Source organism: Gammaproteobacteria bacterium (assembly GCA_013697705.1).
Classification (GTDB): Bacteria; Pseudomonadota; Gammaproteobacteria; order UBA6002; family UBA6002; genus UBA6002.
The window spans coordinates 189,065-209,522 of the sequence record JACCWJ010000025.1 but is presented as its reverse complement, the minus strand read 5'-3'; the positions used below and the strand labels follow the sequence as shown (position 1 = coordinate 209,522).

Genomic DNA, 20,458 nt, shown 5'->3' with positions numbered 1-20,458 from the left:
CAAAGTGATTCGTTGGCTAGGAGGTTCAATTTTGAGCGGAATTTAAATGATTTTTCATAAGAAAAAGCGGAGCATACATGAGTATGTGAGCAGTTTTGTTGTGAAAAATCATTTAAATTCCGCCAAAAGTGGACCTCTGCTTCTAGGGGTGAGCAGTTACCAGTAAATTACTGGATGCGGACAACAGTAAGTCCTCTCGTTTTTTTTGATATTGCGAGACTATCAACGCTAATAATTTATACGCAAGCTGCCTTTTCTCCATGTGCGGAATGTCAGTCATGTGTTCGTGGGTGATCACGGTAACTTCATTAAAATCACTATCAAATCCAGAGTCAGGATGTCCAATTAGATTGGCCACAATCATATCGAGATTTTTCTTCGCAAGCTTATCTTTGGCATGACTACAGAGATTTTCAGATTCTGCGGCAAACCCCACTAAGAAAGGAGGCTCTGGTAATTGACTCACCGCCATCAAAATATCGGGACATTTTTCCCATTCAATAATAGGTAAGGCTGGCTTTTTAATTTTTTGGGTAGCGACATTTGCAGGCTTATAGTCGGCAACGGCGGCGCAGGCTATAAAAATAGCAGAGCCGGCAATATTACTCATTACACAGTCGTGCATCTCTTGCGCAGTTTGAACAGAGATTGTTGCAACACCACTTGGGAAAGGCAAATGGGTCGGCCCAGAGATTAATAATGGCTGAGCCCCGAGTTCGCGCGCGGCGGCGGCTAATGCATAACCCATTTTCCCTGAACTAAAATTGCTGATAAAGCGGACTGGGTCTATTAATTCGCGGGTAGGCCCTGCTGTAATGATAATTTTTAGGCCAGATAAAATTTTTGGAGCAAAAAAATCCTCCAAGTGAGCAATTATCTCGCTCGGCTCAATCATGCGTCCTGGGCCAGTATCGCCACACGCTTGCGAGCCCACACCAGGCCCCCAAAAAAGTACACCACGTTCTGTTAAGATATTTTTGTTTCTACCGGTAGCCGCATGGCGCCACATCTGTTGATTCATTGCGGGGACGATAGCCGTAGGCGATGGGCACGCTAAATATAGAGTACTTAATAGGTCATCAGCTATACCCCCTGCAAACTTTGCCAGTATGTTGGCGCTGGCTGGCGCAACCAGCAATAAATCAGCCCACTTCGCCAGGGTAATATGTGACATACTCGCTTCGCTATCGTGATCGAGTAATTCTCGATGCACGGGTTTTCCTGACAGTGCCTGGATAGAAAGTTCTGTAATAAATTCGCAAGCATCCTTCGTCATAACCACTTTAATATCAGCTTGCAGGGGTTTAAGAAGTCGAATTAATTCCGCTGCTTTATATGCAGCAATACTACCAGTGATCGCCAATAATATTTTCTTACCTTTGAGATTACTCATACTCATCTCTCCATCTCAACAGTTAAACTTGATTCAAGGAAGTCATTATTAGGACGGTAGCTTAAAAACTTTGGCAGAAACATACATAAAAATCCCACGCCCACCACACAAAGAATACCGCCTGAAACGATGGAAAAGGTAATTCCGAAAGCACTCGCTATCAATCCAGATTCGGTGTCTCCCAGTTTGGGGCCACTCAAATAGCTAATCATCTCAATCCCTGCCAAACGGCCACGAAAATCATTAGGAATAAGTTCATTCCACATGATGCTGCGAAAAATGCCACTGATAGAATCAAAACCACCAGCCAAAGCTAAAAAGAATAAAGCCACCCACAAATTTGAGGCCAACCCAAAAAAGACAATAGCAATTCCCCAGAATACTGCGGATATAGCAACGGCTAATCCTTGACGTTTTACATGTTTCGTCCAACCACTAAAAACCGAAATAAATAAGGCCCCTACGGCCGGCGCGGAATATAATAAGCCGAGCGTTTTAGCGCCTCCATAGGAGGCCGCAATCGCAGGAAACAATGCCATAGGCATACCAAAAATCATGGCAACGAAATCAACAAAATAAGTGCCCATTAATTCTTGTCTAGAAGTTGCATACTTAAACCCACTTTTTAATGAGGACCAAGTAGATTCGTCCTTTCCAGCAAGCGGCTTAGGAATATGGGTCATCAAAAGTAGGCTTAGTAACGAAAATGCAAAGGTAGCAAAATCCACGATGTAGGTAGCAGTTAACCCTACAGAGGCGATTAAAATTCCTCCTATAGCAGGACCGGCTATCATCCCCACGCTAAATTTCAGCGTCGCTAGCGCTCCTACTTCAGGATAGTCTTCCTTTTTAACTATTTGCTGGACAATGCTATCTAAAGCCGGTCGATGTAACCCAGTAATTGCAGACATGATGATGGCAATAATGAATATAAACAAAATACGGGGTGTATATGCAGAATTCATAGCCAATAAAAGACAACCCACTGCAAGTAGAATTTCAGCACACAGTAATAACATGCGTCGATGATAACGATCAGCGAATACCCCGCCTATCAAGGCAGTTACTAGCAACGGTAATAATTGAAATAAACTCAAAAGACCTATCATCAAGGTCGAATGTGTCATGTGATATATCTGATAAGGTAATGCCACCACGGTTATCATGGCACCTATAAAGGAGACAAACTGACCAAGATAAAGGAAACAGAAGTTGCGATTCCGTTTGAGCAAGGAGAGGTTAATGAAGTATTTCATGAGGAATAACCAAACGTGTGATTATATCATCCTTAAATTACAGATCAATGCTAAATCTTGCGGCTTTCCCCTATTTTCATCACCCACAATTGTTCTTGGGTGTAGCCTGCTTTCAGGCCGGCAGCTATAAAATATTCAGGTGGCTCGAAGGGCGGATCGTCTGCGAGTTGAATGGTTCCCCAGTGCATTGCGACTATATTTTTAGCCTGAAGATCTTTGCCGACTTCAATCGCTTCTTGTGGAGAAGTATGCACTTGACACATGAGTTCTCTTAAACGATAAGCTCCGATGCCAACCAGCACATAATCAAATGGCCCGTACTCCTTGCCCAACTTACTATAAAGAGGGCTATAGGCAGAGTCACACATAAAGAGCAGGCGACAATCTCCACTTTCGATTGCAAAACTTGCCCAGAGCGTTCTATTACTGGTAAATACCGTACGTTTCGAAAAATGCACTGCTGGTAAAGCCGTGATCTTAAGCGCGTGAATGTTGATATTTTCATACCAACCTAATTCATGCACCTGCGTATAACCACAACGATAAAAATATTTACCCAGCTTAGAAGGCACTATTACCACAATATTTTTTTTATTAGGTAGGGCTTTGATGGTAGGTAAGTCGAGATGATCGTAATGATCATGGCTTACAATTAAAATATCGATTGGAGGCAGTTGCGCAATCGTTAGCGCAGTCGGCACTGTCCGCCTAGGTCCTGTACCTTGAACAGGCGATGCGTAATTTGAAAAAAAAGGATCGGTCAAAATATTTTTGTTATCCATCTTAATCAAAAAACTGTTATGCCCTAACCAGGTTAACGTATTAAATGCACTGAGTTGCTGGTAATTTGCAAGAATTTGAGGGGCCGGAATTAAATGGTCTTGAGGTACCGGTATTTTTTTAAAAGGAAATAGACGACGTGCAATAAACGCTATCCATAAGCGAAGTGGCTGCTTGGTTTTAGGACTTTCTGGAGGGTTTTTATAACGAATGGTCATTCTGTGCCTCTTAAATAAAATCGTCCTGAGTGTTATTAATTTTCTTGTTCACCTATCCTGCTATTCATCAATAATACCACTTAATGATTACACTTCGTTTCCTCCAGGCTACAACACCCTCAAAGTAGCCTGGATGTAGTGTAGCGAAATCCAGGGAAATTCAAGCCTCAAATGTTTGTCAAGGGGGTTTTTGATGCGGTTGCCATGGATCGAAACGTAACTTTAAGACCACTTAAGATTTACTTAATGTCACTAATATAACATGAGTAATCAAACTTACGCCAATTCTCTACTTCGAAAAAATTTTTCAAGGTCAGCAATGAATCCAAAAGCCAAGCTTCTTAGTGCCCTTAAAAATAAAAAAACGCAAATTGCTATTAGCATCTTAAACGCCAATCCAAAAATTTTAAATGAGTTACTTGATAATGGCAAAGCAGCTTTACATCTTGCTATTGAAGCGAATAATCTTGAGCTAGTTATAGCTTTAACAAAAATACAGAATATTAATTTAAATATTAAAACTTCCAATTCTGCAACGAATATGGACCAGCACTCACCCACAGTCATAGCTTGTTATAAAAATATTGATAAATCAATTTTAGAGTGTCTTATTCAGGCCGGAGCGGATATAAGCAGCCCCACTAGAAATGGTCAAACACCTTTAACAGTAGCCGTATTTTATAATAGACAAGATTGCGTTGAACTATTAATCGCCTCTGGTAAAGATATAAAGGTAAACGCAATAATTTCATCTGGAGATACTGCTGTAACAAATGCAGCTGACTATGCAAGTTTAGAAATAATGAAATTGGTGCTTTCTGTACCTGATATAACTATTATCAATCATAAAAAAAATGATGGCAAATCTGCTCTATTTATCGCCGCTGAACAGGGTAATTTTGACAAAGTAGGATTATTATCAAAATTTCCTGGTATTGATCTTGCAACAAGACAATCTTTAGCCACTGGTAGAAGCGCAGCTGGAATTGCCCGCGAAAAAGGTTTTTTCTCCGTAAGTTGCTTTATAACTTTACAGCGTCTTTTTCGGTTAAACAAAGTTGATTATTTTAAAATAGTACAAGATGATCTCATTCAGGAGTTGTTACCGAAAGGCATACCACTAGAAAATGAGAACATTATTAATGCTAATAATAATAACCAAGGTCACTTATTTTCTTCTTTCAGTTGGTATGCAAGAAACTTAAGAAGGGTGCCGAATGAACTATTGCTTGCAGAATATTTAAGTGAAATTGTCACTTTGATTTCAAAACCGTTCAAACAGAGTAACACATCACTTACTTCCTCAGAAATAACCCATATTCAAGCGAGAAAGACTTGGTCAGATGTGGTATCCAATATTGATCAACTCAACGCAAAATATAAAATTGAAAATAACATCGAAACCACTATCATTAACCGCCTTCATAACCTTGGTTACAGGAAAAATACAAAAAAAATATATCACGGTTGTCTTGATTTTATCAGAAATAATTCTGCAATAGTTGTTACCTTTAACGCAAGCTTCCTAAATAAAGAAGGACTCACGCACTATCAACTGCTTAATTTTGCTGAAAGAGGGGGCAATAATTTCGATAAAGAATTCTTTAATTATAGAACTTATAGGGATCTAACAGAGAAGCACTTATTTTCTTCATTAGATAAACATCTAAAAGATTCTCTAAACCAGAAAAACGCCAAACCAAGATATGGAAGAGTGGTGATATTAGATCGCAATCAAACTATTACTGCCAGTGATGGCTACGGTAAATCGTTCATTGTGTTACAACATGTAGTCAAATTTTTGAGTTTGTTTAATTACCGTGACTCAGTGAATGCAATAGTAGCAAATAAAAGCATAATTCCTTGCACTTATCATTTCATGGAGCTTTTACTATTCCAATGGCCAGATGAACAACTAAAAGCTATTGCAAACTGGGTTACCACTGGAAGTTTACCCTCATCATTTTTCCTTGGGATTGAATATATTGAAGCGTTAGTGCCCGCTATTTATCTGAGCAAAGACTTGATTGAACAAATCTATATTCACCCAGATGAGTATGTTCTTAGACCTCAAGATCGATCTTTGTTAGCAGAGCTAGGTATAAAAGAAACAAATGCTCATAAAAATCCTTACCCAAATCTCTGTAGCTCATTCATGAAATCAGTGGAGAATAACGAAAGAGTTGAAATCAAAACATTATTAGAAACCTATCCTCTATTAAATCGCATTTCGAATTTAAAAGGTCTGCAACCAATTCATATTGCGGCGAGCAAAGGCTATACGGAAATGGTAAAATTACTGACAGCCTTCGGTGCGGATATCAATAGACGATCTGCAGAGGGCAAGGCTCCATTGCATTATGCGGTAGAATGTGGATTCCTTGACCTAGTTGACATGATCACTTCATTACGCAGTGCGGATATAAATATAAAGAGTTCTACATCAAGCTGCGATGGAATGACACCCCTCCTCATGGCTAGTTGGCTTAGGAAACAAGCTATTTTTGATCTTCTTATTAAAAAGGGCGCAAATCCCAGTCTCATCACTAGCAATGGACAAACACCTCTTACCATTGCAGCTCTGGGTAATGATAAAACAATTGTACGAGCACTTATTGCAACAAATAATAATAATGTAAATACAGTCATTAGTCAGGGCCATACTGCTTTGACCAATGCCGCTGAAAAAGGTGACGCAGAGATGGTCCAACTTATTCTCAGCATTTCAGGTATCTCGAATGTTAATCATAAAAAAGATAATGGTGAATCTGCTTTATTTATTGCAGCTAGTAGATTTGATCTAGATAAAATCACAGCGTTACTGCAATTTCCAGGAATTGATAAAGAAGCGAAACGCCTTCCCGGTGATGGAAAGACTGCATTACAAATCCTCGAAGAAAATAATTATCAAAAATACTGTGCTAAACCTCGCGGTCCAATAGTTCTTTCGCAACTCGGTTTAAGCGTATCTTCTTGTCGCTCATCATCTTTCCCTGTGTTGTACGGGGATTGCATCAAGCACATTGAAAATAACAATATGTCAGAAGTTCAAAAATTAATAGATTGTTTTCCCTCGTTAACACGAATGATAAATCCAACAGGTCAAGAGCTTATTCATATAGCGGCAAAAAAAGGCTATCTTGGACTTATATCCCTGCTCCTGAAAAACGGTGTAGACATTAATCAACCAACATCAGGTGGCAAAACAGCATTACAAATCGCCGAAGAGGCTCAGCAATACGAGCTAATGGATTATTTAAAACTTCAGATGATTAAAAATAATTTCGAACAAGAACAGATGCTGAGTGAATTTATGTTTTGGAAAATAACAAATATTTTCAATGATGCAGTTAAGAAATATATTTTGTTAAATCCTATAAAAAATCAGGGGATTGAAAATATAGTTTCATTAATTAAAGTTCTTGAGACCGATGAGAAATCGACCCAAAAAATTGAGACTTTCTTAGGCGGCTTAATCTCGGAAAATCGAAAAGCTAAAGCTGCGCATCAAAACCAATTTCACAGCGCAAATAACACCCCCTTTACTTTACTTATTGACGAAGTAAACAAGGATATTTACAAATTCTTAGAAAGCAATCGTTGGGATGTCACTTTATTGAAACCAGAGCATGTAGAGGCTACTTATAATAGCTACCTGGCATCTTTACCCCCGGCCCCCGAATTTATTGTCTAAAAAACTTAAATCAGCCTTAAAAAAAAATTTGAAACTTCCTCACTAATTTAGTCTGCCAAGAACAATAGATGCGCGTTGCCTCACGGAAATATCTAACTTTAAGACTGCTTATAGCCAACTAACGTTGCCTCACAATTCACCTAACCCAAATTTTTATTAAAAATGAGATTAATGATGAGAATATGCATTCTTGAATAAAGTACCATATATGGTACACTTATTAATGGGGGGATAATAAATGTATAAAAATACCCAGAAATTAGAGGTAAGATTTTTCTGTTCAGAAGTAGGTTCTGAACCAGTTAGAGAATGGCTAAGAGAATTACCAAAGGAAGATAAATACACAATTGGAGCAGACATCAAAACCATACAGTACGGATGGCCCTTAGGAATGCCACTTGTGGATAGTTTGGGGAAAGGGCTTTGGGAGGTAAGATCCAAGCTAGCAAGAGGAAGGATTGCGAGGGTAATCTTTTTTTTAGACACGGGTGTGATGATATTAGTAAATGGTTTCATTAAGAAAACACCGAAGACTCCACAAGCTCAATTGGACCTGTCACTAAAAAGAAAACGATTATATGAAACTTCAAGAGGTGCATGATGAGTAATAAACATAAAGGTTCAACATTTGATAGTTTTCTTGAGAAAGAAGGTTTATTAGAGGAAGCAGAGGCGGTTGCAATCAAAAGAGTCATTGTTTTCGAACTTGAAAAAATGATGAAAAAAGAACACTTGAGCAAAGTGGAATTGGCTAAAAGAATTCATACAAGTCGCTCACAGTTAGATCGATTGCTTGATCCTTTAAATACTTCTGTAACATTAACTACTATAGTTAAAGCTGCTCATGCAATTGGGAAAAAAATAAAATTAACTATAGGTCCTATTACTGCTTAGGTTGACGACGGCTTTTTATCGGCAGTGTTTAAATAACTGTGTCTACCATGGGATTTGTAGATGACGATTTATCAATCATGATATTAATAGTATTATAAGTTTGAGGAAGGCGTGGCTCAAACTGTGTCTGTAACTTGCAAAAGATTACTATGCTGAATTGCCACCTTCGTCATCTGCATTATTCAGATAATCCTGCCGGGATGGTGCCGATCAAAAAGATTGTGGCTCTGTGAGTAGACGTGGTTTCTGGATAATAAATTTAATTTATTCATTCAGGAAATTCAAATGCCACACACATCTGAAATACGAATTTGCATGGACATTGGTAACAAAAAACACCGTGTTGCCGTAGGGTTGTCTAGCGGTGAACTTCTAGATAAATTTGACCTTCATCATACACCTTCGGGTATTAATTTTTTTTTCACTCAATCAAAAAATACAAAAACCAGTATAGATTTCCTGTTGTTGTCGCAATGGAAGGCTACAATGGGTACGCAAGACCAATTGATAAATTAATTTTATCTAAAGGGTATAAACTCTTAAATGTTAATAACAATAAACTAGCACAATTTAAAAAGGTTTTTGCAGGACCAGCTAAAACTGATGAAATTGATGTATTAAAAATGTTTGAGTTATTTACTTTAAGTGATCACTTGCCTATTGCTAAAGGTGTCTTACAAGAAATCAATATTACCCCCGTCGTAAATGAAAAACTAAAATTTCTAAGTCGTAGGCGGCGTACTTTAGTTAATGAAAAAAGCCAGGATTATAAATCGCTTACAAAGCGATTTACAGAGCATTTGTCCTGATTTTATAAGCATTACAGGCAGTGTTGATAACATATGGTTTTTGAATTTCCTTACTGCAAAGGATGATATTAGGAAGCTTACTAAATTGCGCCGTATTAGCTTATTAAAACTAAAAGGAGTTGGTAGGCAATATGCTAAGAAAATTTTGACTTGGCAAAAAGAAACATTGTTTTCACCCGATGTTGAATGGGTCAGCTCTATAATAATAAGTGACGCTAGACGCATCCTGGCTCTCCAGTCTGAAATTAAAGAGTTAGAGCAAACCATTGATAATCTTTCGCAAGAGTCTCCTTTAGCAAAACGTTTACGAACTATTCCGGGGTTTGGAACAGTTTGTTCTGCCGAATTAGCTGTGGTGTAGACATTAATCAACAAACATCAGGTGGCAAAACTTCATTACAAATCGCCGAAGAGTCTCATCAATACGCCTTATTGGATTATTTAAAACTTCAAATGATTAAAAATAAGTTTGAACAAGAACAGATGCTGAGTGAAGTTATGTTTTGGAAAATAACAAATATTTTCAATGATGCAGTTTATTGAAACCAGAGCACGTAGAGGCTACTTATAATAGCTACCAGTCATCTTCACCCCCGGCTGGTTTTCCTTTGTCTAAGAATACGCGATATCACTCACATATTTTTCATTGGGCTTGCTTGCTAAAAAATTCAGCTGTAATAAATTTGGAATAAATGGTAACTTATGATTGTTATTAGTTGTTGCCTTACCTCTCGCTCACAAATCCCCAATATTCAAATTTAGCGAAATTTATCTTAAAGCAAGCTTAAACTTATTAATTGTCTTGAGTTTTTATGACTTATATTTGGCTTTGGTATCATTTTCGACTAAGATCCGAGCCTTAGAGTCATAGTATAATTTCCGAGCGACTGCAATACAGCTATTTGTTTGATAAAAAAATTTTAAGACAAGCTAGAATCCATTACAAATCAGGTGAAAAATGTTAAAAGCCAAATTGGACAATTATTTTCCAATAGAAAAGTTACCGCCAGAGATATTAGTGGGGATTATTTTTCTTCTAAACAAAAATGATAAGTTAAGCTTAAGGCTAACAAGTAAGTCCTTTTCTCGTATTGTAAATCGAGATGGTGCATGGAGTGGCAAAATTACAGATTTTTATACTGAAGGAAGTATTATTCCCAAACTAATAGAAGAAAATTTCTACAAAAAAATCAATCAACAAAATATTTCTCTTGAGGATTTTACAACACTTTTAAAAAATTTAAATACAGCAAAATGGTGACTCCCTTATAGAAATTGATGAAGAAAAAGCGCAAATCATTCTTGGTGCTAAAGTCAGAATAGCCGATTATTTAAGTAATGAAGGCATGACTTTCCCACATGCCATCTGCTTACTAATTACGCTAGCGGTACTCATAACTGGTACGATTGTCTTTTTTTATGACGAAAAGGATTATTCTAGAATGGATGCCGCTTGTAATGAGTTTCTCTACGGCAAGAATGAGTTACCTTTACTCAAGTGTATAGCTTCTACAAACCGATATGTCGCAAAAAGAGGTTTTTTTAGTATGCCAGGCGCTTTTGGCAGCGGCGCTTTTCTAAAATATGTTGATACTGTTTTTCTTAATTTTATGTTAAAAAAAAGATTATATGCATCTATTCGATAATCAAAGTGAAAGGCGGAGTTTAATGTCTAGGACGGCTGGGTTAACTTTTAAAAATAGAAATGTTATTTCTTTTACAATAATATTGCCAATGACATTATATATTTTAAACCAAATGGCTTTTTCTTTAGATATTGATATTACTTCCTGTTTTGAGAATGACTATGCACTTGGATCCTGCCTTGATGATAAACGTGCTGAACAAATAAGAATAAACCAGCACTATCTTGCTATTGTAGGAGCAGTAGCTGGTTATTATGTACCTGCTGCAATAAATAGTAGTTACGACATTTTAAAAGGCTTGTCCAATAAGATATCGTAATATTCTAAAGATGATATTATTAATAAAGCAACTGATGTCGCTTCCAATACATGGACTTCTATGACGATAGGCATCCAGACTTTATCTAATTTCTTTTTGCAGCGAAATCCTTCTGCAGAAATCTTACCAGAAGATGAACTACCACTTCTCAGAATAGCATAAACAATATTTTTTTATCATCAAAGTGGGGTACCTCCATGAAAGGTAGACTGCGTGAAAATATAGTTTCATCACAGACATTAACTATTCCTGCAGGTGAAAATGACTCAGATATCTAGAAAGAGATGTCACTTTGTTGAGGCAAGAGCATGTAGAAGCTACTTATAATAGTAGCCAGTTATCTTCACCCCCGGCTCCCGGTTTTATTGTCTAAAAACCTTAAATCAGCCTTAAAAAAATTTGAAACTTCCGCATTAATTTAGTCTGCCAAGAACAATAGATGGCCATGGCAACCGCATCAAACTGAATAAACCCTGGATTTCGCTACGCTACATCCAGGCTACTTTGAGGGTGTTGTAGCCTGGATGTAGCGTAGCGAAATCCAGGGAAATTCAAGCCTCAAATGTTTGTCAAGGGGGGTTTTGATGCGGTTGCCATGATAGATGGCCAATGCAACGGTGTGATTCATATTTTGTTAAGAATTATCGTGTAATATTACTCATCATTGCTTTTGATCGTCCTAATTTAATCCAGGCAGCGACACACTATTCCGGGGAAGCATGCAAACTCTTCATAATGAAATTAGCGATAACATGGCTATTGACGTGGATCACTTGCTGACAATAATTCACGCGATAGTAAATAAAAAATTAGACACCCCCTGGACCACAAGCTGCTCGTTACAACTTTTAAACGATATTCTTTTGATAATAGATTCAAATTATGCAGGGCTCCTTTCTTTAGAAGACGTAGACAAGGCAATCAAGCAACTAGATACTAATCGTTCCCAATTATTTTATTCAGCATTATTTCGCAACTTACTGTGCGAAAAAAAATTTAATGACCTACAAACAATGCTTTCCGATTCTTTCTTTCATCAGCTGCCATTAAAATTAAATCAACTCTTCATTGAACAATTAAAAGATGCCATAGGCTTCGCGAAAGATGCGCAACAGTTTGGTTACAAAGGCGCTTATCTTAAAAGATGGCAGCATCTTTTATCTAAATCACAATTAAAATTAACGACTACTTTCAAAGTTCCCGATTTCGTTCTGATTAGCAATGACGATATTGTATCTATTATTCGAGAGCACACAGGCACTAGACTAGAAAAATTGTGGGAAGCATTTCTCACAGCTCAAGGTAATAGCAAAGATACGATTCTGCCTGAAGCCTTAAGTCATTTGGAAAAAATTAACACTATTCTTAAGGAGGTATTTTTCGATAGCAGTGAAGAAATTGTAAAATTTTTTGTCCAGCCATTTTTTAACACAAACCATCAAATTACCTGTCGCAGCACAAGCAATGAAGATACCTCAGAAAGCACTAATGCCGGGGGCAATAAAACGGTTACCCATCTAGATAATATACCTGGCTTACGAATGAAATCGTTATTATGTGTTTTACAGTCTTACTTTTCTAAACAATCATTGTCTCAGCGTTTAGGCCAAGAAAAAAATATTACTTTTCCATTGATGAGTATAATTTTTCAAGATGTAGTCGGAGAAAAGATTGGGGGCTCCGACAATTCTTCGGAAATCGTTACGAGCGGTGTATTAAATGCGCCCACCAATGATACGCCTGGATTCACTAGCATTTGTTGCCGATTTGGTCATGGTGAAGCTGTCGTGAATGGAGCAGACAGTGACACATTTATCGTAGATAACGCAGGATCGGTAGTTTCTATTATCAAATCTAAATCAAGTCGGTTAGTCCCCGTTCGTGACCCAAATAATTCGCTTACTTATTTAACGGATAAAAAAAACCCAGCATCAATAAAAAATCGTGCGAGTATCCCCGAGAACGTAGCTAAAGATCTAGCACTAATGGCAAGAGAAATTCAAATTAACGAGGGCAAAAAAATTGATCTGGAATTTGTCTATGATGCGCGAAAAAAAACCGTTTTTATCGTTCAAGTTCGGCCTCAACCTTTTGTGGCTCCTATAAAAGCAAGTTCTTTAGATAGACGTATTTTGCCGCGGGCATGCACTAGAAATTATAGAGGTGAGACTATAATTATGGCAGACCAGAGCACAAGAGTTATCACGAATATTCAAGAAATAATATTTGGTAGATCGGTGAAAGAATTAACGCAGAAATTCATTGATCATCCAAGAAAATCAATGATTAAAGCTGCGCTAACACACGAAAAAACAAATGAACTAGCTCATATTGCCATCATTCTGAAGTCATACAACATAGTAATGCTAAGATATGACGAACTAGACCAAATACAATGTGCTATACAAAAACATCAAGGTCCAGTGATTATTGATCCCAATGAGGAAGAGACTATTCTATCGTCTGAGCTCCCTTCGAATGCGATACGACCGGGTTTGACACGCCATCCGCAAACGCCGATCGTTAGCGTATTACCCCTTGTAACAGATTCATTTTACAAAAATAATCAAAGCGAAGAATTTTCTAGTTATACTGATTATGAATTGCTAGAAATCGCGAAGGAAGCTACCAATCCAGATAATTTAAAACATGCATTGAGCACCTTACAGGATCGGCACTACCTACAAGTAATAAAAGAATATAGCCAAGTAGAAAATGAACTTATTGGATGGAAACGCGAATTGCAACTTGAAAACGCAGAGACTAGCGCTAATCTTTTGCCTAATCTTTTTTTCTTCAGTAACAAAATACAAAACCAATCAAATCGTGACCCTCATGATTTAAGACGCTTATTTTACTTTCAACCGCTTAAAGCCACTTTATTCCAAACACCTAGCGCAAATGTTGCGGCCTCTCATTCATTTAAATCGCAAGAGCAAAATACCAAATCTAAATTTAAAGATTGTCTTGAAAGATTGATAGACGTGGATAAAACCGTTTCCAAAAAATTAATCTATAACAAAAAAATGTTAAAACTTGCAAAAGTAGGTTGGGAATGCTCTTTAAGCGAAAATGTCGGTCACAGCTGGGTGCATTTCATAGATGAATTACGTCAGACCATGCTGCCTGATCAAGAGCAACAAATGATTGAGTTACTAAACACTCTCGCACACCTACAAATTGTGGAACTGTGGCTTAATACTTCCTTTTATCAAACATGGAAATTAAATGCGACCATTACGAGTGGGGCGCGCGCTTCCAACGTTCTCAAGGCGCTACTACATGAAATGAATACATTAGCCGAAGTGATGCAGCGAGATGGTATAATCGATGTAGCACAAAGCAGCCTTTCAGAAATTGAAGTCGGCGAGTTTGCACATCTTTCAAGTTTTCGTGATCCTTCTAACAAAAGCATACGTAATATGATGGCAGAGCCCTGGCTAAAGCTGATTTACCTCTATATGAGCATTAACAACAGTTTTGCTGACCTATTTCACAAGGGTAATATCATAACTAAACAAATAGTTCTTAATTTCTTGCTCCGTTACATACATATAATTGACGCAGCTATCAAAGAATTAAAGGGCAGCCCCGAAATCTCTACGCCTGAAAAAGTAGCTACCTTTATCAAAAGCCTCACATTAATGGTAAATCTACTTCACACTATCCTTATGGGAGGACTTTTTAAACCAAAGGATAAGGACGCTTTTGGAGATAACCTATTTTTTAGACAAAATAATTTTTCTTATGAAATTGTATTAATGCTCAAATTTTTAAATTCAATTTCTACTAATGAGATGGAAGATGATACCCATCTACAAGAAAGCCCCGATTTTGAGGTTGCCCGAAACCTGTTCAACAATAAATATGGTAATGCCTTTTACTATTCAAGCGCGGAAGAAGTGTTTACCACCTTGCATCAAAATTTGCTAGGAGCGATAGATTGCTTATTCGCAAACTATATTGCGCCTTCTTTAGAGTTGCCGCCATTGTTAGCCCAGCATGTCGCTCTCATAGAAGACAGCATTGGCAACCTCTCTCCTAACCTGCGGTTGCAGCGATGCGGAATGAATTTTGGAAATCAATCACTCGTCTGCACGTATAACTTGCCTCTACGTGTACATAGCATGAAGATTACGTGTAGTTACCATAAAGTCACAAAATCGATCACTACGTGCCTCCACTTTAATGGGGTTAATTGCGAGGGTCGTTGGCATAATATTGCAGCTCTAGTGACTTTATTTGTTAAGCTCAGCGGTTTATCCATGAAGGATGTCGTTCAATTTCCTGATCTCACTCTCATGACAATAACTTTAACCAGTGATAGAGGATTTGATTTAAAATTAATCAAAACAATTTTGCAATTATCAGTAACAGTGGCTGCCCCAATATCTCCCATTGAAGGTAAATATTTGTATCACCTACTCACAAAGGAATTCAAATTTTCCGAGCAGAATATTGTGAACACTTTGAGAGAAGAAGGCCCCATCCAAGACCAGGAACACGATAGCATTATAGAAAGTTTTCTTGACAGTTTTTTCAATGAAATGACAGAGCATTTCAGTAAAAGTCAGAGCAATGGTTTAGACTTTGCCACAAGACTGGATTAAGCCTATCTTACAACCACTTTCTAATTCTTAAAGCACGATGTAGCCACCAAAACAACAATATTGCGCCCGTCAACGTTCCAATAGCCATTCCGATCCACATGCCTATGCCCCCTAGCCCCATCACAAAGGTTAATAATAAACCTATCGGAAAGGCGATGAGCCAAAAAATAACCAGTGAAGTCATCATGGAGAAATGTGTTTCCCCTAACCCTCTTAGCGCTCCAAATAAGACTATTCTGGCAGATTCAAAAATTTGTACAAAACCTGCAACAAACATAAACTGTGTTGCATAGTGAGTAATCATTATGTTTTTAGAATGGTGTGGGTCTAAATCAATTCCGATTAAATGTTGCGGCATAAACCAATAGAAAAAAGCGACGATTGTCATTAGCCCAACGGCAACAATGAGTCCGCCATAAGTGATTTTGGGAGTGGCATGAATTTCTCTTCGACCTACAGCGTGTCCTACCTTAATACTCACCGCCTGGGCATAAGCAAATGCAATAACCACCGTAAAAAAGCCTGTAAATTGGGTCACCACTTGGTTAGCTGCTAACACTAAACTCCCAATTCGTCCCATGACGAGTGCCATTACCGTAAAATACCCTACTTCTATACAAAACATGCCTGCAATTGGCAGGCCCGTTCGCAAAATTTCAAATATATAGTGTTTTTTAGTTTTAGATTCTTTAAATAAATAATGGCGTAGATCAGCATTAAAAATTATGTAGGATAAAAGCAATAGGGTTGCAATCCACATGCCTGTTGATATGCCCCACCCCAGGCCAGCAATGCCTAATTTCGGCATACCGAATTTACCATTCATAAAGATGTAGCTAATCAAGAGAGTTACCGGCACTTTTACTGCATTGAATAAAAGCGCGAGACGTGTTTTACCTAAACCAATCACAAACTGCAATAACACTACTGCCCAAAAATCGGGAAAGACCGCCCATGTTAATGCATGCAGATAATGTTTTGCTATTTCAATAGTTTCTGGTTTTTGGCCGAAAAAAAGTAAAATAGGCGACATATTCCACACCAGCAACATACCCGGAATACTAAAAAGGGTCGCAAGAATCAGTGCGTCTTTTAAAACTCTCGATATTCCAGCATGATCTTTGGCGCCATGTCGTTGGGAAACCAAGGTACTAACCGCGACCAATATTCCCCACATGAAAATCATTATGGTGATAAATAGTGTCGTGACGAGTCCTCCAGCGGCTAATTCAATAATGCCTAACCGAGCAGACAGCAGAGTCGCGGTGAAACTAAATGAAGCATCGACAACTTCGCTCAGCATTAAAGGCAATGCTAAAATCAAGAGATGTTTCATTTCAGTTGTAAGATGCAGAGATTTATTAGTTGTCATGATATCCATGATTATTGGTAGTTAGGCATTTTATTTAATAATGTAGGTGACAGTCACTTACATTAATGTAGGAAGTCTTGAAGGTCGATGCCAAATTCATCTATAAATTCAGCTAAATTTTTGATCTGTTTATTATTTTGAACGGGGTTGAATACCTGAAAATAGCTCTTGAGTATATATCTATACTCGGGAATAGTTAATATAGGTAATATCTTTTCAGCCTTCTCTCGGTCTTGTGAACGAAAATATTCACATTGTTGAAAGAGTATGGCTGCCAATATTGCTGCCTTAGTCGCTTTGCGAGCAGGGGTTGAATGATAAAAACTATTAATGCAAAAGTAAAGCGCGCGATTCTTATCCCACTCCAACCATTGCTCATAAAAATAGAGGGCTTTCTTTTTACAATCTTCGATTCCCACCACTTCTTGCGACCGCTGTTCCTGCAGTAATAATAAAAACATCATCGTAGGAATGACTGCTTCAATATTTGCCCATGAACAATTACCTGAGATCTGGACAGAAAGCGGAAGCTGCCCTATTGGCTTTAACTTGAGCAATTGGGTCAACCCCTCATCAATGAATTCTTTTCCTTGGCGCTTGTATAAAAGGTTTTTTATCAATGCTTTATTTAGATTATGCGGTTCGCCCATTTTGTAAAAAATAACCGTACCATTATCCCGCCCAAATGCACCTCGATCACAACGTATCAACCAATCGTCATACTTAATTAAGCTAATAGCATGACCAGAATAAGCCACAGGAATTAATAAGGGATTAGCATTCAGCAATGAATCGATACGCTTTTCGTGTTCCTTTATTTCCACCAAGTAATGTTGGTATTTAATGAGCTCAGCGCCATTTTGTAATGCAATAATAATACTTTGAAGCTGAGGAAAAAAATTTCGCAGGTGCTTGCCACCATAATTATTTTTAAAATCTATTAATGATTCTGCAACAATGGCCAAACTAAACTCTAGATAAAACCCTTCAAATTCAACTTCGATAAAAGTGCCTTTATTGTCAAGAATGTCGACCCGGCCTTCTAATTCAAATCGATGTCCTAGGAGCTTTGCATTAATAAAATCCTGAGCAAAATTCAAATCTGCCGCATGCTGATAAAGAAGCTGTTTGATTGAACTTTGTGCGCGCAACACCGGCATTGCTAAAACAGGCTGCCCCGCCCGTGTATACGCATTTGAGTTAGCACCTTGTGATATCAGCAAGTTTGAAAGTTCCAAATTATTATTATCAACCGCCCAATGAAGCGCCGTACGTCCGGTCAAATCGGTGAAATTTACATCTGCTCCGGCTTCTAAAATGAGTTTTGCTTTAGGCACACTATTGACGATGGCAGCTTGAATTAATGGGGTATAGCCATATTCATCAATCTCATTTAAGGTAGCACCCCGCTTAATATAAGCCGCTACATCATTCGTGCTACCAAAAATAATTTGTTTAGCAAGTGTAGACACCTGTATTACTCCCTATTAAAAAGGCGTAGGCTTAGGTGTAGAAACTTTTGCATAATTTAGATTGAGTTCTGCCTGATATTTAAGTTCTGGATTTAACTCCTCAACTCTATCGAGCGCTTCATCTTCGACATTACTATTATCGGTGGTGATAAAAGAAAGATCTGACGCAGCCCCTTCAGGAACATTGAGAAAAAGAGGGTGAGTTTCAATGGTTAGTCCGGCTGATCCTTCTCCCGAATCCTCATCATCTTTATACGCTCTACGGGGAGCAACTTTGCCGAACTTTGCATGACCTTTTGCTAAGTGTTCACCCAAGGCGGCTTTATATTGGTTTAAAATTGCAGCCATGTCTTAAATTCTTCGTTAATTGATATTTCTATAGTATAGTTAAGTTCAATAAATATTGCAAAAAACACCTAAACTTCATGTACTTATAAGGAGCGTAACATGCGGACTCAAAACGTTACCTATTTTGATGATGACACTGAACTTGAAGGTTATTTGGCTTTTAATTCAGATATATCAAAACCACGACCCGCGGTTATTGTTGCTCATGATTGGAGTGGAAGAAATGAGTTCGCTTGTCAAAAAGCCGAAAAATTGGCTGAATTAGGTTATGTAGGGTTTGCTATCGATATGTTTGGCAAAGATAAATTTGGCCAGACTACAGAGGAAAAATCCGCATTAATCGAACCCTTTATTAAAAACCGCGCCCTCCTACAAAGACGTATCCTGAGTGGATATGACGCCCTTAAGAAAATTGATATAGTTGATACTACGCGTATAGGCGCTATAGGCTTTTGCTTTGGGGGCATGTGTGTATTAGACCTCGCTAGAATGGGTACAGATTTAAGTGCAGTGGTAAGTTTTCATGGATTATTGACTCCACCCGATAATACTCAATCAATCAAAGCAAAGATATTAGCCCTCCACGGTCATGATGATCCTATGGTTCCCCCAACTCAAGTTGCCGCTTTTCAACAAGAGATGACAGAGCATGAAGCAGAATGGGAAATGGATATTTATGGCAACACTATGCATGCCTTCACCAACCCCGTTGCCAACGATAAAGATTTGGGCACAGTTTATAATAGTCTTGCAGAAAAACGCTCTTGGATTGCTATGCAGAACTTTTTTACAGAAGTATTTCTGTAAATTACCAACGCTGAGATTTGCTCTATCTATAGTTTGAAACTATCTAGAATTAAGCACGAACATTCAGAGTTGCACTCGAATCTACTCACACTCCCAGCGATTAGTTGGCTAGGACGTTCGCCTCTAGAGGCTGAACAGCAACTAATCTTCGTCCCAAAGATTGGTCCCACCGTTCTTACTTAAAATTTCAACAAACTTAAGATGCGCACTTTCTTCTTCTGCCGAGATACCCATAACAGGCAACGGCTTATCTCTGACAAGTTGTTTCATAATTTCCGCGTGCTCATCATGTGAAGTAGCATGCTCTTCAGAAAATAAACTTCCCTGGCCGCCTGTCATCGCAAGATAAATTCGCGCTAATAAATCCGCATCCAGTAACGCGCCATGCAACTGTCGGTGTGCATTATCAATTTCGTACCGTTTACATAGGGCATCCAGGCTATTTTTTTGACCTGGGTGTCGTTGCCGAGCAAACGGCAATGTATCAAAGATACTGCAATACTCTGTCATCTGTTTTGAATGATTGATTAAGGAAAACTCATAATTTAAAAATCCAACATCGAAAGGCGCATTGTGAATGATGAGCTCTGCGTCAGCAACGTAAGCGATTAAATCATTAAACACTGCTTTAAATCTTGGTTTGCCTAACAAAAAATTATTTGAAATTCCATGCACTGCAAATGCATTGGGATCAATTTCTCTATCGGGATCGATATAACAATGAAAATTATTGCCCGTGATCTTGCGATCAATAATTTCAATACAGCCGATTTCGATGATGCGGTGTCCTTGCTCTGTGGATAAACCGGTCGTTTCAGTATCTAATGCAATTTGTCTCAT

The 20,458-nt window shown here is 38.1% G+C and carries 19 protein-coding genes; 12 read left to right on the top strand and 7 right to left on the bottom strand.

Translation table 11 applies throughout. The annotated features are described in order from the left end of the window. Window positions 1-142: 142 nt before the first annotated feature. Genes coaBC through H0U71_06265 form a run of 3 tightly spaced genes read right to left on the bottom strand, consistent with a single transcriptional unit; the run spans window position 143 to window position 3,647 of the window. Window positions 143-1,399, bottom strand: coding sequence for a bifunctional phosphopantothenoylcysteine decarboxylase/phosphopantothenate--cysteine ligase CoaBC (gene coaBC / locus H0U71_06275; GenBank protein ID MBA2654654.1), 1,257 nt, complete (start codon window positions 1,397-1,399; stop codon window positions 143-145). Then, on the bottom strand, window positions 1,396-2,649 hold the full coding sequence (locus tag H0U71_06270) for an MFS transporter (protein ID MBA2654653.1): 1,254 nt from the start codon (window positions 2,647-2,649) through the stop codon (window positions 1,396-1,398). The genes coaBC and H0U71_06270 overlap by 4 nt, the downstream gene beginning before the upstream one ends. 50 nt (window positions 2,650-2,699) lie before the next feature. Then, window positions 2,700-3,647, bottom strand: a complete 948-nt coding sequence (locus tag H0U71_06265; protein ID MBA2654652.1) for an MBL fold metallo-hydrolase — start codon at window positions 3,645-3,647, stop codon at window positions 2,700-2,702. A 319-nt stretch (window positions 3,648-3,966) separates the two neighbouring features. Between H0U71_06265 and H0U71_06260 the strand changes: the two genes are divergently transcribed. From H0U71_06260 to H0U71_06210, 11 genes are all read left to right on the top strand, one after another. Then, on the top strand, window positions 3,967-7,341 hold the full coding sequence (locus H0U71_06260) for an ankyrin repeat domain-containing protein (GenBank protein MBA2654651.1): 3,375 nt from the start codon (window positions 3,967-3,969) through the stop codon (window positions 7,339-7,341). 238 nt (window positions 7,342-7,579) lie between these two features. Next, entirely contained in the window at window positions 7,580-7,942 is a 363-nt protein-coding gene (locus tag H0U71_06255) for a type II toxin-antitoxin system RelE/ParE family toxin (protein MBA2654650.1), read from the top strand. Next, window positions 7,942-8,235: an XRE family transcriptional regulator gene (locus H0U71_06250; GenBank protein MBA2654649.1), complete on the top strand. Its 294-nt coding sequence runs from the start codon at window positions 7,942-7,944 to the stop codon at window positions 8,233-8,235. Before H0U71_06255 ends, H0U71_06250 begins: the two co-directional genes overlap by 1 nt. Window positions 8,236-8,520: 285 nt before the next feature. Then, a complete protein-coding gene (locus H0U71_06245) occupies window positions 8,521-8,751 on the top strand; it encodes a hypothetical protein (GenBank protein ID MBA2654648.1) in 231 nt (76 codons plus the stop codon). Then, on the top strand, window positions 8,709-9,044 hold the full coding sequence (locus tag H0U71_06240; GenBank protein ID MBA2654647.1) for a transposase: 336 nt from the start codon (window positions 8,709-8,711) through the stop codon (window positions 9,042-9,044). The genes H0U71_06245 and H0U71_06240 overlap by 43 nt, the downstream gene beginning before the upstream one ends. 85 nt (window positions 9,045-9,129) lie before the next feature. Further along, window positions 9,130-9,405 (top strand): hypothetical protein, encoded by a 276-nt coding sequence (locus H0U71_06235; protein MBA2654646.1) that lies wholly within the window; start codon window positions 9,130-9,132, stop codon window positions 9,403-9,405. Next, the gene (locus tag H0U71_06230; GenBank protein ID MBA2654645.1) at window positions 9,378-9,587 is read left to right on the top strand and encodes a hypothetical protein; all 210 of its coding nucleotides are present in this window, start codon (window positions 9,378-9,380) and stop codon (window positions 9,585-9,587) included. Before H0U71_06235 ends, H0U71_06230 begins: the two co-directional genes overlap by 28 nt. Before the next feature lie 415 nt (window positions 9,588-10,002). Beyond that, window positions 10,003-10,305, top strand: a complete 303-nt coding sequence (locus tag H0U71_06225) for an F-box protein (protein ID MBA2654644.1) — start codon at window positions 10,003-10,005, stop codon at window positions 10,303-10,305. Window positions 10,306-10,390: 85 nt separating this feature from the next. Further along, the gene (locus tag H0U71_06220; protein ID MBA2654643.1) at window positions 10,391-10,690 is read left to right on the top strand and encodes a hypothetical protein; all 300 of its coding nucleotides are present in this window, start codon (window positions 10,391-10,393) and stop codon (window positions 10,688-10,690) included. A gap of 22 nt (window positions 10,691-10,712) precedes the next feature. Continuing rightward, the gene (locus H0U71_06215; protein MBA2654642.1) at window positions 10,713-11,009 is read left to right on the top strand and encodes a hypothetical protein; all 297 of its coding nucleotides are present in this window, start codon (window positions 10,713-10,715) and stop codon (window positions 11,007-11,009) included. Window positions 11,010-11,728: 719 nt separating this feature from the next. Continuing rightward, complete coding sequence (locus tag H0U71_06210) at window positions 11,729-15,619, top strand: hypothetical protein (GenBank protein ID MBA2654641.1); 3,891 nt, start codon at window positions 11,729-11,731, stop codon at window positions 15,617-15,619. 7 nt (window positions 15,620-15,626) lie between these two features. On the opposite strand, the gene H0U71_06205 is transcribed toward H0U71_06210, so the two are convergent. From H0U71_06205 to H0U71_06195, 3 genes are all read right to left on the bottom strand, one after another. Continuing rightward, window positions 15,627-16,991, bottom strand: a complete 1,365-nt coding sequence (locus H0U71_06205) for an MATE family efflux transporter (GenBank protein ID MBA2654640.1) — start codon at window positions 16,989-16,991, stop codon at window positions 15,627-15,629. Window positions 16,992-17,053: 62 nt separating this feature from the next. Further along, window positions 17,054-18,463 carry an ankyrin repeat domain-containing protein gene (locus H0U71_06200; protein ID MBA2654639.1) on the bottom strand — a complete coding sequence of 470 codons (1,410 nt, stop codon included), beginning with the start codon at window positions 18,461-18,463 and terminating at the stop codon, window positions 17,054-17,056. A 15-nt stretch (window positions 18,464-18,478) separates the two neighbouring features. Further along, a complete protein-coding gene (locus H0U71_06195) occupies window positions 18,479-18,811 on the bottom strand; it encodes a hypothetical protein (protein ID MBA2654638.1) in 333 nt (110 codons plus the stop codon). 99 nt (window positions 18,812-18,910) lie between these two features. Between H0U71_06195 and H0U71_06190 the strand changes: the two genes are divergently transcribed. Continuing rightward, window positions 18,911-19,618 carry a dienelactone hydrolase family protein gene (locus H0U71_06190; protein ID MBA2654637.1) on the top strand — a complete coding sequence of 236 codons (708 nt, stop codon included), beginning with the start codon at window positions 18,911-18,913 and terminating at the stop codon, window positions 19,616-19,618. 141 nt (window positions 19,619-19,759) lie between these two features. On the opposite strand, the gene dnaQ is transcribed toward H0U71_06190, so the two are convergent. Continuing rightward, the gene (gene dnaQ / locus H0U71_06185) at window positions 19,760-20,458 is read right to left on the bottom strand and encodes a DNA polymerase III subunit epsilon (protein ID MBA2654636.1); all 699 of its coding nucleotides are present in this window, start codon (window positions 20,456-20,458) and stop codon (window positions 19,760-19,762) included.